Origin of the sequence: Streptomyces hilarionis (assembly GCF_024539675.1) — a bacterium.
Lineage (GTDB): Bacteria > Actinomycetota > Actinomycetes > Streptomycetales > Streptomycetaceae > Streptomyces > Streptomyces hilarionis.
On the sequence record NZ_JAHHIT010000194.1, the window covers coordinates 1 to 15,807 of the forward strand.

At 75.5% G+C, this 15,807-nt stretch carries 4 protein-coding genes; 2 read left to right on the forward strand and 2 right to left on the reverse strand.

From position 1 onward, the window contains the following. Window positions 1–31: 31 nt before the first annotated feature. Complete coding sequence (ccrA, locus tag KMS84_RS33800; protein ID WP_256920344.1) at window positions 32–1,372, reverse strand: crotonyl-CoA carboxylase/reductase; 1,341 nt, start codon at window positions 1,370–1,372, stop codon at window positions 32–34. A 56-nt stretch (window positions 1,373–1,428) separates the two neighbouring features. Beyond that, the gene (locus KMS84_RS33805) at window positions 1,429–1,932 is read right to left on the reverse strand and encodes a DUF1579 domain-containing protein (RefSeq protein ID WP_256920345.1); all 504 of its coding nucleotides are present in this window, start codon (window positions 1,930–1,932) and stop codon (window positions 1,429–1,431) included. 206 nt (window positions 1,933–2,138) lie between these two features. On the opposite strand from KMS84_RS33805, the gene KMS84_RS33810 reads away from it, so the two are divergent. Both KMS84_RS33810 and KMS84_RS33815 read left to right on the forward strand, forming a co-directional pair. Continuing rightward, window positions 2,139–14,000: a type I polyketide synthase gene (locus KMS84_RS33810; RefSeq protein WP_256920346.1), complete on the forward strand. Its 11,862-nt coding sequence runs from the start codon at window positions 2,139–2,141 to the stop codon at window positions 13,998–14,000. 33 nt (window positions 14,001–14,033) lie between these two features. Continuing rightward, window positions 14,034–15,807: type I polyketide synthase (locus tag KMS84_RS33815; RefSeq protein ID WP_256920347.1), on the forward strand; the 1,774-nt coding region annotated here is incomplete at its 3' end.

Genomic DNA, 15,807 nt, shown 5'->3' on the forward strand with positions numbered 1-15,807 from the left:
GGGGACGAGTGGCCGGGAGGGGCCGGCCGGGTCAGGCCGTGGCGGGGGTGCGCAGGGGGTTCAGGCGGGCCTCGCCCAACTCGGCGCGCAGGCCGGGGTCCGTCACGCCCTGGCCGGGGGCGGACGCGAGGCACAGGACGCCCACCTTGCCGATGTGCCGGTTGGTCTGCACCGAGCGGGCCGCCTCCCCGATCTCCTCCAGGGGGTAGACCTCCGACAGCGTCGGCATGATCCGGCCCAGCGAGATCAGACGGTTGACCTCCCACTGCTCCTGGAGGTTGGCCGCGTGGCTGCCGATGATCCGCTTCAGCTTCATCCACAGGTAGCGGTTGTCGTACCCGTGCTGGTAGCCGGTGCTGGAGCCGCAGGTGACCACGGTGCCGCCGCGGCGCACCACGAACACCGAGACCCCGAAGGTGGCCCGGCCCACGTGCTCGAACACGACGTGCGGATCCTCGCCGACCTCGCGGCGGATGACGGAGCCGAGCCTCTTGCCCACCTCGACGACCGCGCGCGGGTCGTCCGCCGTGCGGTCGTCCAGGCCGATCTCCCGGCGGTCGACGACGACGTCGCAGCCGAGCCTGCGCGCGGCGGCGGCCTTCTCGGGCGAGCTGACGACGCCGACCGGGATGCCGCCCCCGTTCTTGACGAACTGCACCGCATACGCGCCGAGTCCGCCGGCGGCCCCCCAGACGAGGACGACGTCGCCCTGCTTGAACCGGGCCCCGCGCTCGCCGACCAGCATGCGGTAGGCGGTCCCCGCGCACAGCGGGTTGCAGGCCGCCTCCTCCCAGGTGAGGTGGGCCGGCTTGGGGATCAGCTGGCTGGCCCGGACCACGGCGTAGTGGGCCAGGCCGCCGAAGTTGGTCTCGAAGCCCCAGATGCGCTGGTCCGCGCCGAGCATCCCGTCGGCGTGCGTGGCCGGTTCCTGGTCGTCGGGCTGCACACAGCTCATCACCACGTGGTCGCCGATCCGCCAGCGCCGCACCCCGGATCCGGCGCGGACGACGACGCCGGCACCGTCGGAGCCGATCACGTGGTAGGGCAGGTCGTGGCGCTCGGCCCAGCCGCCCTGGGCCGCGAACTGCTTGAGGAAACGGAACGTCGGGATCGGCTCGAACATCGCCGACCACACGGTGTTGTAGTTGACGGCGCTCGCCATGACGGCGACCAGCACCTCGTCCGGCGCCAGTTCGGGCATCGGCACCTCGCCGACGCGCAGCGACTTGCGGACGTCCCGGTCGGCCACCCCGTCGAACATCCGGGCGTCCTCGGCCTGGATGTAGGCGGCCGTGTACTCCCGGGGCGGTTCCGCCCGCTCCAGCTCCTGCGGGGACGCGCCCGCGCGCACCGCCTCGGTCAGCAGGGTCATGGTTGTTTCGCCTTTCCCGGGAGCCGTGCACCCGAGCGTCGATTTCCCGGAAGAGGTCAGACGCGGTGGCAGTGGACCTCGTCGGCGGGAATCCAGTCGCCCTCGGGGTCGAGCTTGACGAAACCGCGTTTCAGGTAATGGTTCTCGTCGACGATCTCGTACCGCTCGCGGAGCTGGAACGTCCGGCCGAATCCGACGCAATCACCGGTGAACGTGAGACATCCGTCCTGCCAGCCGTCGGAGACGAGCAGCGTGCGGTTTCCCCAGTCGTCGTAGTAATAGCCGGAGAACGACGAGTCCGACTCGACCCACTGGACGACGAAACGGCCGGTGAGGTCGTGTTCCGTCACCAGCTGGGTCATCTCGTACGCGTGGCCGCCGAACGTGGAGGCCGTGTTCCAGGAGGCCGTGCCCTTCGTGGGCGGGTCCGCGGTGAAGTTCGTCCACTCCGTTCGGAAATCACCGAGCAGAAAGTCGAGGTCGTGCATCCTTTCCGGGGCCGGCGGCTTGGTGAAAGTCTGCTCCGCCGGTTCCGCAGATTCCTGCTCGGAAATGCTCATCGCGGGATACACTCCAGATCCTCGTCACGGCACGGGAATTCATCCGAAGGCTAGACAGAGGGTCACCCCTATCGCCAACCCCTACCCGTCCGCATTCCCCCGCCCTCGCCTTCTGGGGTGGCTGAGGGGACGCGTTTAGGGGGGTGAGGTTCGTAGCTTCGCCCTCGAAGGGCGCGGTGTGCCAATCTCTCAGGCGGGGTTCTCGGGTGACGAACGAAGCGCAGCTGGTTGATTACCTCAAGAAGTTGGCAGCCGATCTGCGGCAGGCCCACCGGCGCATCAGGACACTGGAGGCGGGCGACACCGAGCCGATAGCGATCGTCGGCATGGCCTGCCGGCTGCCCGGCGGCGTCGGATCGCCCGAGGACCTGTGGCAGCTCGTGCTGCGGGGCGAGGACGCGATCGGCGACATGCCGTCGGACCGCGGCTGGGCGCTCGACGAGCTCTACGACGCCGATCCCGACGTGCCGGGCACCGCGTACGCCACCGAGGGCGGATTCCTGCGCGGCGCGGCCGAGTTCGACGCCGAGTTCTTCGGGATCTCGCCGCGCGAGGCGCTGGCCATGGACCCCCAGCAGCGGCTCCTGCTGGAGACCGCCTGGGAGGCGCTGGAGAACACCGGGGTGGACCCGCGGTCCCTGGCCGGTTCCCGCACCGGCGTCTTCACCGGGCTGATGTACCACGACTACGCCTCCGGGCCCGGTGAGCTCCCCGACGAGGTCGAGGGCTATCTGAGCACCGGCATGGCCGGAAGCGTGGCGTCCGGCCGGATCTCCTACTTCCTCGGCCTGGAGGGTCCCGCCGTCACCCTCGACACCGCGTGCTCGTCGTCGCTGGTGGCGCTGCACCTCGCGGTGCAGGCCCTGCGCGACGGCGAGTGCGAGCTGGCGCTCGCGGGCGGCGCGACGGTGATGTCCACTCCCGCCACGTTCGTGGAGAACTCCCGTCAGCGCGGCCTCGCCTCCGACGGCCGCTGCAAGTCGTTCGCGGCCGCGGCCGACGGGGTCGGCTGGGGCGAGGGCTGCGCCCTGCTGGTCGTGGAACGGCTCTCGGACGCCCGCCGCCTGGGCCACGAGGTGCTCGCCATCGTGCGCGGCAGCGCGGTGAACCAGGACGGCGCGTCCAACGGGCTCACCTCCCCCAACGGCCCCTCGCAGGAACGCGTCATCCAGCAGGCGCTGGCCTCGGCGCGGCTGGGCTTCGCCGACGTCGACGCGGTGGAGGCGCACGGCACGGGCACCACGCTCGGCGACCCCATCGAGGCGCAGGCCCTGCTCGCCACCTACGGCCAGGAGCGTCCCGAGGGCAGCCCGCTGTGGCTCGGCTCCGTCAAGTCCAACCTCGGCCACACCCAGGCCGCCGCGGGCGCCGCCGGCGTCGTCAAGATGGTCATGGCGATGCGTCACCAGCAGTTGCCGCGCACGCTGCACGTCGACCGGCCGACGCCGGAGGTCGACTGGTCCGCGGGCGCGGTGCGGTTGCTGACGGAGAACCGTGCGTGGCCGCGCGGCGAGCGCCCCCGGCGGGCCGGGGTGTCGTCGTTCGGGATCAGCGGCACCAACGTGCACGTCATCCTGGAGGAGCCGGCCGCGGCCGACCTCCCGGCGGACGAAGAGGCGCAGGACGTCCCGCCCGGCCGGGTCCTGCCCGTGCCGCTGTCGGCCGCCACCGCCGCCGCGCTGCCCGCGCAGGCCGCCCGGCTGCACGCCCACCTGCTCGACCGGCCGCAGCTGTCGACGGCCGGGGTCGCGGCCGCGCTGGCGACCGTGCGGACCGCCTTCGAGCACCGTGCGGTGCTGCTGGCGGAGAGCCGCGGGGAACTGCTGGACGGGCTCGCCGCGCTGGCCCGCGGGGAGCGTCCCGCCGGACTGGCGGAGGGGATCGCCGGCGAGGTGCGCTGCGCGTTCCTGTTCACCGGCCAGGGCGCCCAGCGGCCCGGCATGGGGCGGGAGTTGTACGAGGCGTTCCCCGCGTACGCGCGGGCCCTGGACGAGGTCTGCGCCGAGCTGGACGCGCGGCTCGACCGGCCGCTGCTGCCGCTGCTGCTGGCCGGGGCGGACAGCGCCGAGGCGCGGCTGCTGGACCGGACCCTGTACACCCAGTCGGCGACCTTCGCGCTCGGGGTGGCCCTGTTCCGGCTGCTGGAGGAGTGGGGGGTACGGCCGCGGCTGCTGGCAGGGCACTCGGTCGGCGAGCTGACCGCCGCCCATGTCTCGGGCATGCTGTCGCTGGCCGACGCCTGCGAACTGGTCGTCGCCCGGGGCGGGTTGATGCAGCGGCTGCCCGAGGGCGGCGCGATGGTCTCGGTGGCGGCCACCGCCGACGAGGTGCTGCCGCTGCTGGCCGGGCACGAGGCGGCGGCCGGCGTCGCGGCCTTCAACGGGCCCGGATCCGTCGTGCTGTCGGGCGACGAGGACGTCGTCACCCGCATCGCGGCGCACTTCACGGGGCTGGGGCGCAGGACGCGGCGGCTGCCCGTGAGTCACGCCTTCCACTCGCCGCTGATGGATCCCGTGGTCGAGGCGCTCGCAGAGGTCGCCGCGCGGCTGTCGTTCGAGCCGCCGCGCATCCCGGTCGTCTCCAGCGTGACGGGCACCGTGCCGGAAGCCGCCGCGTGGGCGGACCCCGCCTACTGGGCCCGGCAGGCCCGCGAGCCGGTCCGCTTCCACGACGTGGTGCGCACCCTCGACGCGGAGGGCGTCACCGTGTTCCTGGAGCTCGGCGCCGACGCCGCGCTCACCGCCTTGACGGAGCAGAGCCTCGCCGGCTCGGGCCCCGCCGTCGTCGCGCCCGCCCTGCGCCGCGACCGCCCCGAGGTGCGCACGCTGACGGCGATGCTGGCCCGGGCGCACGCGGCCGGTGTGCCCGTCGACTGGACGGCGTTCTTCGGCGAGCGCCCGACGCGACGGGTGCCGCTGCCGACGTACGCCTTCCAGGGCGAGCGGTACTGGCTGCGGGCCGTGCCCGGGGCGGGGGACGTGAACGCCGCGGGGCTGGTCCGCGCGCAGCACCCGCTGCTGGGCGCCGTGCTGGCGCCGGCGGGCGGGGACGGCCGGCTGTTCACGGGACGGCTGTCCGTCGACACCCAGCCGTGGCTGGCGGACCACACGATCGGCGACACGGTGCTGCTGCCCGGCACGGCGGTGGCCGAACTGGCGCTGTGGGCGGGCGGACACGTCGGGCTGGACCGGGTCGCCGACCTCACGCTGGAACTGCCGCTGGCCCTGCCGCCGAGCGGCGGTGTGCGCGTCCAGCTCACCCTGGACGCCCCGGACGCCTCCGGTGAGCGCCCGTTCGGCCTGTACACCCAGGCCGAGGACGCCGCCGAGGACGTGTGGACGCGTCACGCGGGCGGCGTCCTGGCCCCGGGCGGCCCCGCGCCGCGGGACGAGCTGACGGCGTGGCCGCCCCCGGGGGCGGAGGAGCTGGACGTCGAAGGCTGCTACGCCGGCTTCGCTGCGGCCGGGGTGCACTACGGGCCGGCGTTCCAGGGGCTGCGCGCGGTGTGGCGGCACGGCGACGAGGTGTACGCCGAGGTCGCGCTGCCGGACGAGGTCGCCGACCGGGCGGCCGGGTTCGGGCTGCACCCCGCCCTCGCCGACGCCGCCCTGCACGCGTCGGCGTTCCTGCCCGGCGAGTTCGGCGAGGAGGGGCGCGCCAGGCTGCCCTTCGCGTGGCGCGGGGTGTCCCTGCACGCGGCCGGAGCCCGCGTCCTGCGCGTCCGGCTGACCCCGACCGGCCCCGACACCCTCGCGTTGTTCCTCGCCGACGCCGCCGGCCGGCCCGTGGCCACGGTGGAGTCGCTCGCGGTCCGCCCGGCGGGGACGGTCGCCGCGCCGGACCCGGCCGGCGCCCTGCTCGTGCCGGCGTGGCTCGCGTGCGGCGGAGCGGGGACGACGGGCCGCTGGGCCGTGCTGCGTTCGGGAACGGCGACCCGACCGCCCACGGCCGCCCCGGCCGCCGCCGACGCCGTGACGGACCCCCCGGCGTCCGGCCGCTCCCCCGCGGCGCACCCCGGCCCGGACGTCGACGCCGCGTTGCTCGGGCTGCCCGGGGCCGAGGTCCACGATGACCTGGCCGGCCTGGGGGCCGCGGTCGCGGCCGGCGCCCCGGCGCCGGAGTTCGTCGTCGTCTCGGCCGGGCTGTCGGACGGTTCCCCCGACGCCGACGCGGCGCACGAGGCCGTCGAACGCGCCCTGGTGCTGCTCCAGGCCTGGCTGGCCGACGAACGGCTCGGCGCCTCACGGCTGGTGGCGGTGACCTGGAACGCGGTGGCGGTGACGGAGGACGCCGCCCCGGACCCGGTGCAGGCCGCGGTCTGGGGGCTGCTGAGCTCGGCGGTGAGCGAACACCCCGGGCGGATCACCCTGGTGGACTGCGACGGCACGGACGAATCGCTGGCCGCGCTGGCCTCCGCGGTCGGGGCCGACGAGCCCCGGGTGGCGCTGCGGGAGGGCCGGGCGTGCGCCCCGCGGCTGGTCCGGGCGACGGGCACGCCCCGCCGGCCGCGGGGGATCGACCGGCACGGCACCGCCCTCATCACCGGCGGCACCGGCACCCTCGGCGCCCTCCTCGCCCGCCACCTCGTCCACCACCACGGCCTCACCCACCTCCACCTCACCTCCCGCCAAGGACCCCACGCCCCCGGCGCCACCGAACTCACCCGAGAACTCACCCAAGCCGGCGCCCACATCACCCTCACCGCCTGCGACACCACCGACCCCCACCAACTCACCGCCCTCCTCGACACCATCCCCCCCGAACACCCCCTCACCACCGTCATCCACACCGCCGGAACCCTCGACGACGCCACCACCACCACCCTCACCCCCACCCGCCTGCACACCGTCCTCCAACCCAAGATCGACGCCGCCACCCACCTCCACCACCTCACCCTCCACCACCCCGTCACCACCTTCGTCCTCTACTCCTCCGCCGCCGGACAACTCGGCACCCCCGGACAAGCCAACTACGCCGCCGCCAACACCTACCTCGACGCCCTCGCCCACCACCGCCGCACCCACGGCCACCCCGCCACCTCCCTCGCCTGGGGCTTCTGGAACACCCGCAGCACCATGACCGCCCACCTCACCGACGACGAGCAGAGCATGCGCCGGCTGGCGGGGTCGGGCATCGCGCCGCTCACCGAGGAGCAGGGGCTCGCCCTCTTCGACGCGGCGGTCGCGCTGGACGCGCCGGTCGCCGTGCCGCTGCCGCTGGAGCCCGGCGCGCTGCGCGCCCGGGCCGCGGCGGGCACGCTGCCGCCGCTGCTGCGCGCCCTGGTGCGGGCCCCGGTGCGCCGGGCCGCGGCCGCGGGCCCGGCGGCCACGGGTGCGGGCACGGCCTTCGCGGCCCGCCTGCGGGAGTCGCCGCGGGCGGAGCGCGAACGGCTGCTGCTGGACCTCGTGCGGACCCACGCGGCCGGGGCGCTGGGGCACGACGGCCCCGACGGGCTCGACCCGCGGCGGACCTTCCGCGAGCTCGGCTTCGACTCGCTCGCCGCGATCGAGCTGCGCAACGCGGTGGGGGCGGCGACCGGGCTGCGGCTCCCCGCGACCCTGGTGTTCGACCATCCGACGCCGTCGGCGGTGGTGGAGTTCCTGCTCGGCGAACTGACCGGCGGCCACCGGCCGCCCGCGGGGCCCGCGCCGTCGGCGAACGTGGACGCCGGGGAGCCGGTCGCGATCGTCGGCATGGCGTGCCGCTACCCCGGCGGGGTGGCCACCCCCGAGGACCTGTGGGAGCTGGTCGCCGCCGGGCGGGACGCGACCGCGGACATGCCCGAGGACCGCGGCTGGAACGTGGAGGAGCTGTACGACCCGGAGCTGACGCGGCCGGGGACGTCGTACGTGCGCCGGGGCGGATTCCTGTACGACGCGGCCGAGTTCGACGCCGAGTTCTTCGGGATCTCCCCGCGTGAGGCGCTCGCCACCGACCCCCAGCAGCGGCTGCTGCTGGAGACCTCGTGGGAGGCGCTGGAGCGGGCCGGCATCGACCCGCGCGCGGTGCGCGGCAGCCGGACCGCGGTGTTCGCCGGGGTGATGTACCACGACTACGGCTCCGGGCCGGGCGACCTGCCCGAGGAGGTCGAGGGGTTCATCGGCACCGGCTCGGCGGGCAGCGTCGCCTCGGGCCGGGTGGCGTTCACGCTGGGACTGGAGGGGCCCGCGGTCACGCTGGACACGGCGTGCTCGTCGTCGCTGGTGGCCCTGCACCTCGCGGCGCAGGCGCTGCGCTCCGGCGAGTGCGACCTCGCGCTGGCCGGGGGCGTGACCGTGATGGCGACGCCCGGGGTGTTCGTGGAGCTCTCCCGGCAGGGCGGGCTGTCGCCCGACGGCCGCTGCCGGTCGTTCGCCGAGGGCGCCGACGGCACCGGCTGGGGCGAGGGCGCCGGAATGCTGTTGGTGGAGCGTCTGTCGGACGCCCGCCGCAACGGACACCCGGTGCTCGCGGTGGTCCGCGGCTCCGCGGTGAACCAGGACGGCGCCTCCAACGGGCTGACCGCGCCCAACGGGCCCGCGCAGCGGCGCGTCATCGAACAGGCCCTGGCGGGCGCGGGGCTGGGCGTCGGCGACGTCGACGCGGTGGAGGCGCACGGCACGGGCACCACCCTGGGCGACCCGATCGAGGCGCAGGCCCTGCTCGCCACCTACGGCAGGCGGGAGGCCGGCGCGGAGCCGCTGTGGCTGGGCTCGGTGAAGTCCAACATGGGGCACACCCAGGCCGCGGCCGGGGCCGCCGGGATCATCAAGATGGTCATGGCGATGCGGCACGGGCTGCTGCCCAGGACGCTGCACGTGGACCGGCCGTCCCCGCAGGTCGACTGGTCGTCGGGGGCCGTGGAGCTGCTCGCCGAGGAGCGGCCGTGGCCGGACGCGGGGCGGCCGCGGCGGGCCGGGGTGTCGTCGTTCGGCATCAGCGGGACCAACGCCCACGTCGTCCTCGAACAGCCGCCGGCCGAGGAGGCCGCCGCGCCGGCCCGGCCGGTCGCCGGCGGGGCGACGCCCTGGGTGCTCGGCGCGCACGAGCCGGCCGCCCTGTACGGGCAGGCCGAACGGCTCGTCAGCCACCTGACGGCACGCCCCGAGCTGGCCCCGGTGGACGTCGGCCACACCCTGGCGGGCCGGGCCCGGCTCGCGCACCGCGCGGTCGTGCTGGGCGGCGACCGCGACGAACTGCTCGCCGGGGCGGCCGCGTTGGCGCGGCGGGCCGCGGACCCGGACGCGGCGCTGCCGCCCGGCGTGGTGGAGGGCTCCCGGGTCGGCGACGGCCGGGTGGTGTTCGTCTTCCCCGGACAGGGCGCGCAGTGGGCGGGGATGGCCGCCGGGCTGCTCGACTCCGCGCCGGTCTTCCGCGACCGGCTGCTGGAGTGCGAGCGGGCGCTGGAACCGTACGTCGACTGGTCGCTGTCGGCCGTGCTGCGGCAGGAGCCGGGCACGCCGCCGTGGGACCGGGTGGACGTGGTGCAGCCCGCGCTGTGGGCGGTGATGGTGTCGCTGGCGGCCCTGTGGCGGGCCCACGGGGTGACGCCGGACGCGGTGATCGGGCACTCGCAGGGCGAGATCGCCGCCGCCTGCGTCTGCGGCGCGCTGGAACTCGGCGACGGCGCGCGCGTGGTGGCGCTGCGGGCCCGGGCGATCGGCCGGGCGCTGGCCGGCCGCGGCGGGATGGTGTCGCTGGCGCTGCCCGCCGCGGCGGCGCGGGAGCTGATCGCCCGGTGGGACGGCCGGATCTCGGTGGCCTCGGTCAACGGGCCGGCGAGCACCGTCGTGGCCGGGGAGCCGCAGGCGCTGGAGGAGTTGCTCGCGCGGTGCGCCGCCGACGGCCTGCGCGCCCGGTCCGTCCCCGTGGACTACGCCTCCCACACCGCCCAGGTGGCGGAGATCGAGGAGACGCTCGCGGGCGAGCTGGCGGGGATCCGGCCGCGTCCGGCGGCGGTGCCGTTCTTCTCCACCCTCACCGGCGCCCCGCTGGACGGCACGGAACTGGACGGCGCCTACTGGTACCGGAACCTGCGGCACACCGTGGAGTTCGAGGCGGCGACGCGGGCCGCGCTGGAGCAGGGCTTCGCGGTCTTCGCGGAGATCAGCCCGCATCCGGTGCTGGTGCCCTCGCTCCAGGACACCGTCGACGACGCGGGCCGGCCCGGGGCCGCGGTGGGCTCGCTGCGCCGGGACGACGGCGGCACGCGGCGGTTCCTGACCTCGGTCGCCGAACTCGGGGTGCTCGGCGTCGAGGTCGACTGGCCGGCGGTGTTCGCCGGAACCGGTGCCCGCCACGTGGACCTGCCCACCTACGCCTTCCAGCGGCGCCGGTTCTGGCTGGAGTCGCGCCGGGGCGCCGGCGACCTGACCGCGACCGGACTCGACCCGGCGGACCATCCGCTGCTGGGGGCGGCCGTGGCGCTGGCGGACGGCGAGGGCGTGCTGCTCACCGGCCGGCTGTCCGCGCGCACCCGCCCGTGGCTGCCCGACCACGCCGTCTCCGGCCGGGTCCTGCTGCCCGGCACCGCCTTCGTCGATCTGGCGATCCGGGCGGGCGATCTGCTGGGCCGCCCGCATCTGGAGGAACTGACGCTCCAGGCGCCGCTGTTGCTGGGCGACGGACCCAAGGACGAGGTGGCGGTGCAGGTCCGGGCCACCCCGGACGGCGACACCGGACGCTGCACGCTCACCGTGCACTCCCGGGCCGGCGAGGACGACTGGACGCTGCACGCGACCGGCGCACTGAGCGCGGACGCGCCCGCCGAGCCCGCCCCCGAGACCGCCTGGCCGCCGGCCGGCGCGCAACCCGTCGACGTGGACGGCGTCTACGAGGAACTCGCCGCGGGCGGCTACCACTACGGTCCCGCCTTCCGGGGGCTGCACGCCGTGTGGCGGCGCGGCGAGGAACTGTTCGCCGAGGTCCGGCTGCCCGAGTCCGAGCGGGAGGACGCCGCCCGCCACGGCGTCCACCCCGCCCTGCTGGACGCCGCGCTGCACGCCATGGCGTTCGCCGGCGGCCGGGACGACGGCGTACGGCTGCCGTTCTCCTGGACCGGGGTCCACCTGTTCGCGACCGGCGCGACGACGGCCCGGGTCCGCCTCACCCCCTCGGGGGACCGGCTGGCCCTGCTGCTCACCGACGACGGCGGACGCCCGGTCGTGTCGGTGGAGTCCCTGGTGACCAGGCCCGTCGTGCTCGACGGGCCGACCGGCGGCGCGCTGGAGGACGCGCTGCTCCACCTGGACTGGACGGCGCTGCCGGTGGCGGACGCCCCGCCCTACGCCCTGGTCGGCGACGACCTGTTCGGGCTGGCCGCCGCCGCGGTGCGGACGAGCGCCGGGTTCGAGGAGCTGGCCGCGGACGGCCCCGTGCCGGACACCGTGGTCCACTGCCTCGCCCCCGCGGGCCCGGACGATCCGGCGGCCGCCGCGCACGCGGCGGCCGAGGCGACGCTCGGCGTCGTGCGCGCCTGGCTGGCCGAGGAGCGGTTCGCCTCCGCGCGTCTGGTCCTCGTCACGTCGGGGGCGGTCGCCACGGACGACGACGAGGACGTCGGCGACCTGGGCAACTCGGCGAGCTGGGGTCTGGTGACCTCGGCGCAGACCGAGAACCCCGACCGGCTCGCCCTGATCGACCTGGACGGGGCGGCGGAGTCCCGCGGGGCGTTCCCGGGCGCGCTCGGGTGCGCCGAGCCGCGGGCCGCGATCCGGCGCGGCACGGTCAGCGCGCCCCGGCTGGCCCGCGCCCGGTCGCACGCGGCGCTGCTGCCGCCGCCCGGCCGGACCCCGTGGCGGCTGGAGAGCACCGGCCGCGGCACGATCGAGAACATGGCCCTGGTGCCCTGCCCCGAGGTGCTGGACCCGCTCGGCCCCGGTCAGGTCCGCCTGGCCGTGCACGCGGTCGGCCTGAACTTCCGGGACGTCATCGTGGCGCTCGGCATGGTCGAGGGGCAGAACGGCATCGGCGGCGACGTGGCCGGCACGGTGCTGGAGACGGGCGCCGGCGTGTCCAACGTGGCGGTCGGCGACCGGGTGCTGGGGCTGTGCTCCGACTCGTTCGGGCCCGTCGCGGTGTGCGACCACCGGTTCCTGACGCCGATGCCCGAGGGCTGGTCCTACGAGCAGGCGGCGACCGTCCCCATCACCCATCTCACCGCCTACTACGGCCTGGTGGACCTCGCGGACGTGCGCCCCGGCGAGTCCGTGCTGGTGCACGCCGCGGCCGGCGGGGTCGGAGTGGCGGCGGTCCAGCTGGCCCGCCACCTGGGAGCCGAGGTGTACGGCACCGCGAGCACCGGCAAGTGGCCGACGCTGCGCGCCTACGGGCTGGACGACGCGCACATCGCGAACTCCCGGACGCTGGAGTTCGAGGAGCGGTTCATGGAGACCAGCAGCGGCTGCGGGATGGACGTGGTGCTGGACTGCCTGGCCGGCGAGTTCGTGGACGCCGGGCTGCGGCTGCTGCCGCGCGGCGGGCGGTTCCTGGAGATGGGCAAGACCGACAAGCGCGACCCGGCGCGGGTGGCCGAGGCCCACGAGGGCGTGTCCTACCGGGCGTACGACCTGATGGAGGCCGGTCCCGACCGCATCCAGGAGATGCTGGTCGCGGTGATGGCGCTGTACCGCGACGGACGGCTGGAGCCGCCGCCCGTCACCGTCTACGACCTGCGCCGGGTCCGCGAGGCGATGCGGGACCTGAGCCAGGCGAAACTGGTCGGCAAGGCGGTCCTCACCGTGCCGCGGGGGATCGACCGGCACGGCACCGCCCTCATCACCGGCGGCACCGGCACCCTCGGCGCCCTCCTCGCCCGCCACCTCGTCCACCACCACGGCCTCACCCACCTCCACCTCACCTCCCGCCAAGGACCCCACGCCCCCGGCGCCACCGAACTCACCCGAGAACTCACCCAAGCCGGCGCCCACATCACCCTCACCGCCTGCGACACCACCGACCCCCACCAACTCACCGCCCTCCTCGACACCATCCCCCCCGAACACCCCCTCACCACCGTCATCCACACCGCCGGAACCCTCGACGACGCCACCACCACCACCCTCACCCCCACCCGCCTGCACACCGTCCTCCAACCCAAGATCGACGCCGCCACCCACCTCCACCACCTCACCCTCCACCACCCCGTCACCACCTTCGTCCTCTACTCCTCCGCCGCCGGACAACTCGGCACCCCCGGACAAGCCAACTACGCCGCCGCCAACACCTACCTCGACGCCCTCGCCCACCACCGCCGCACCCACGGCCACCCCGCCACCTCCCTCGCCTGGGGCTTCTGGAACACCCGCAGCACCATGACCGCCCACCTCACCGACGACGAGGTGCGGCGGATGGAGCGGGCCGGGATGCGGCCGCTGGACGACGCCGAGGGGCTCGCCCTGTTCGACCTGGCCTGCGGGGCGGACGTCCCGTTGCAGGTGATCACGCGGCTCACGGCGGCCGTGCTGCGGGCGGGCGCGCAGGACGTGCCGCATCTCTTCCGGGGTCTGGCGCAGGGCGCCTCGCGTCGGGTGGTGCGCTCCGGCGACGACGGTTGCGAGCTGCGCACCCGGCTGACCGGTCTGCCCGACGTCGAACAGCACCGCAGGGTGCTGGAGCTGGTGCGCTCCCACGCCTCGGTGGTGCTGGGCCACTCCTCGGCCGCCGCGGTCGCGGCGGAGCAGTCCTTCAGCGAGCTCGGCTTCGACTCGCTGACCGCCGTGGAGTTCCGCAACCGGCTCGCCGCGGCCACCGGGCTGCGGCTCCCGGCCACGCTCGTCTTCGAGCACCCGACGCCGACCGCGCTCGCCGCGGAACTGCTCGCCGAGCTCGCCCCGGCCGGGCTGTCCGGCGTCGAGGCCGCGCTCGCCGGCGTGGACGCCCTCGAGGCCGCCCTCGGGGCGATCGACGCGCGAGGCGGCGACCGCGACCGGGTGGCGCGCCGGCTGCGCGGGCTGCTGTCGCAGTGGAGCGCGCAGGAGCCCGAACCGGCCGCCGCGCGCGGCCGCGACGGCCTCGCCGACCTCGCCGACCTCGACAGCGCGACCACCGACGACCTGTTCGACGCGATCGACCAGGGCTTCGCTCTCTGACCGCGAACACCTCACCAAGGAGCTGGCAGCGACATGTCCGACGAGGAGAAGTACCGCGAATACCTCAAGCGGGCCGTGACCGAGGCCCGCGGACTCCAGCGCCGGCTGCGTGAGGTGGAGGACAGGGCGCACGAGCCGGTCGCGATCGTCGGCATGGCGTGCCGGTTCCCGGGCGGGGCCGACACCCCGGAGGACGTGTGGCGGATGGTGTCCGAGGGAGTGGACGCCATCGGGGGGTTCCCCGACGACCGCGGCTGGGACCTGGACGGGCTGTACCGCACGGACGCCGTGGAGTCCGGGGCCTCGACCACCCTGGAGGGCGGTTTCCTGCGCGGGGCGGGCGAGTTCGACGCGGACTTCTTCGGCATCTCCCCGCGTGAGGCGCTCGCCACCGACCCCCAGCAGCGACTGCTGCTGGAGACGTCCTGGGAGGCGCTGGAGCGCGCGGGGCTGGACCCGCGGTCGCTGCGGGGCAGCGACGCCGGCGTGTACTTCGGCGGTACGGGCGGGGACTTCGCCGGTCTGCTGTCGGCGTCGCCGCAGGCCCTGGACGGCTACATGCTGACCGGCACCTCCAGCAGTGTGCTGTCCGGCCGGGTGGCGTACGTGCTCGGTCTGGAGGGGCCCGCGGTCACCGTGGACACGGCGTGCTCGTCGTCGCTGGTGTCGATGCACCTGGCCGTGCAGGCGCTGCGCAAGGGCGAGATCTCGCTGGCGCTGGCCGGCGGTGTCTCGGTGCTGGCGACGCCCGGCGCGTTCCCGGAGTTCTCCCGGCAGGGCGGCCTGGCCTCCGACGGCCGCTGCAAGGCGTTCTCGGCGGACGCCGACGGCACCGGCTGGGGCGAGGGCGTCGGCGTGCTCGTCCTGGAGCGGCTCTCCGACGCCCGGCGCGCCGGACGTCCGGTGCTGGCCGTGGTCCGCGAGAGCGGCGTCAACCAGGACGGCGCCAGCAACGGCCTCACCGCGCCCAGCGGTCCGGCCCAGCGCCGCCTGATCCTGCGGACCCTGGACGAGGCGGGGCTCGCCACCGCCGACGTGGACCTCGTGGAGGCGCACGGCACGGGGACCAAGCTGGGCGACCCGATCGAGGCCCGGGCGCTGCTGGCCACCTACGGCCAGGACCGCCCTGCCGACCGGCCGCTGTGGCTCGGCTCGGTCAAGTCGAACATCGGGCACACCCAGTACGCGGCGGGGGTGAGCGGCGTGATCAAGACCGTCATGGCGCTCCGGCACGGCGTCATGCCGAAGACGCTGCACGTGGACGAGCCGACGCCGCACGTCGACTGGTCCTCGGGCGCGGTCCGGCTGCTGACCGAGGCGCGGGAGTGGCCGGACACGGGCCGCCCCCGCCGGGCCGCGGTGTCCTCCTTCGGCGTCAGCGGCACCAACGCGCACCTGATCCTGGAGCAGGCGCCGCAGGCCGAGGACGCGCGGGAGAGCGCGGGCGAGCCGTCGGGGCCGGTGGCGTGGGTGGTGTCGGGGCGTGGTGGGGCGGCGTTGCGGGAGCAGGCCGGCCGGCTGTTGGAGCGGGTGGTGGAGCGTCCCGAGTTGCGTCCGGTGGACGTGGGTCTGTCGCTGGCGGGGACGCGGTCGGCGTTCGAGGAGCGGGCGGTGGTGCTGGGCGGCGACCGTGACGCGTTGCTGGCGGGGCTGCGCTCGGTGGCCGAGGGCGTGCCGGGTCCGGGCGTGGTGTCCGGTCGGGCCACTGACTCCGGTGTCGTGTTCGTCTTCCCGGGCCAGGGGTCGCAGTGGGTCGGGATGGGGCGCGAACTGTGGGACACCTTGCCGGTGTTCGGGGCGCGGATGC

Coding starts and splice junctions, on each gene's coding strand:
- KMS84_RS33805 (WP_256920345.1), bottom strand. CDS start 1,932: ATGAGCATTTCCGAGCAGGAATCTGCGGAACCGGCGGAGCAGACTTTC.
- ccrA (WP_256920344.1), bottom strand. CDS start 1,372: ATGACCCTGCTGACCGAGGCGGTGCGCGCGGGCGCGTCCCCGCAGGAG.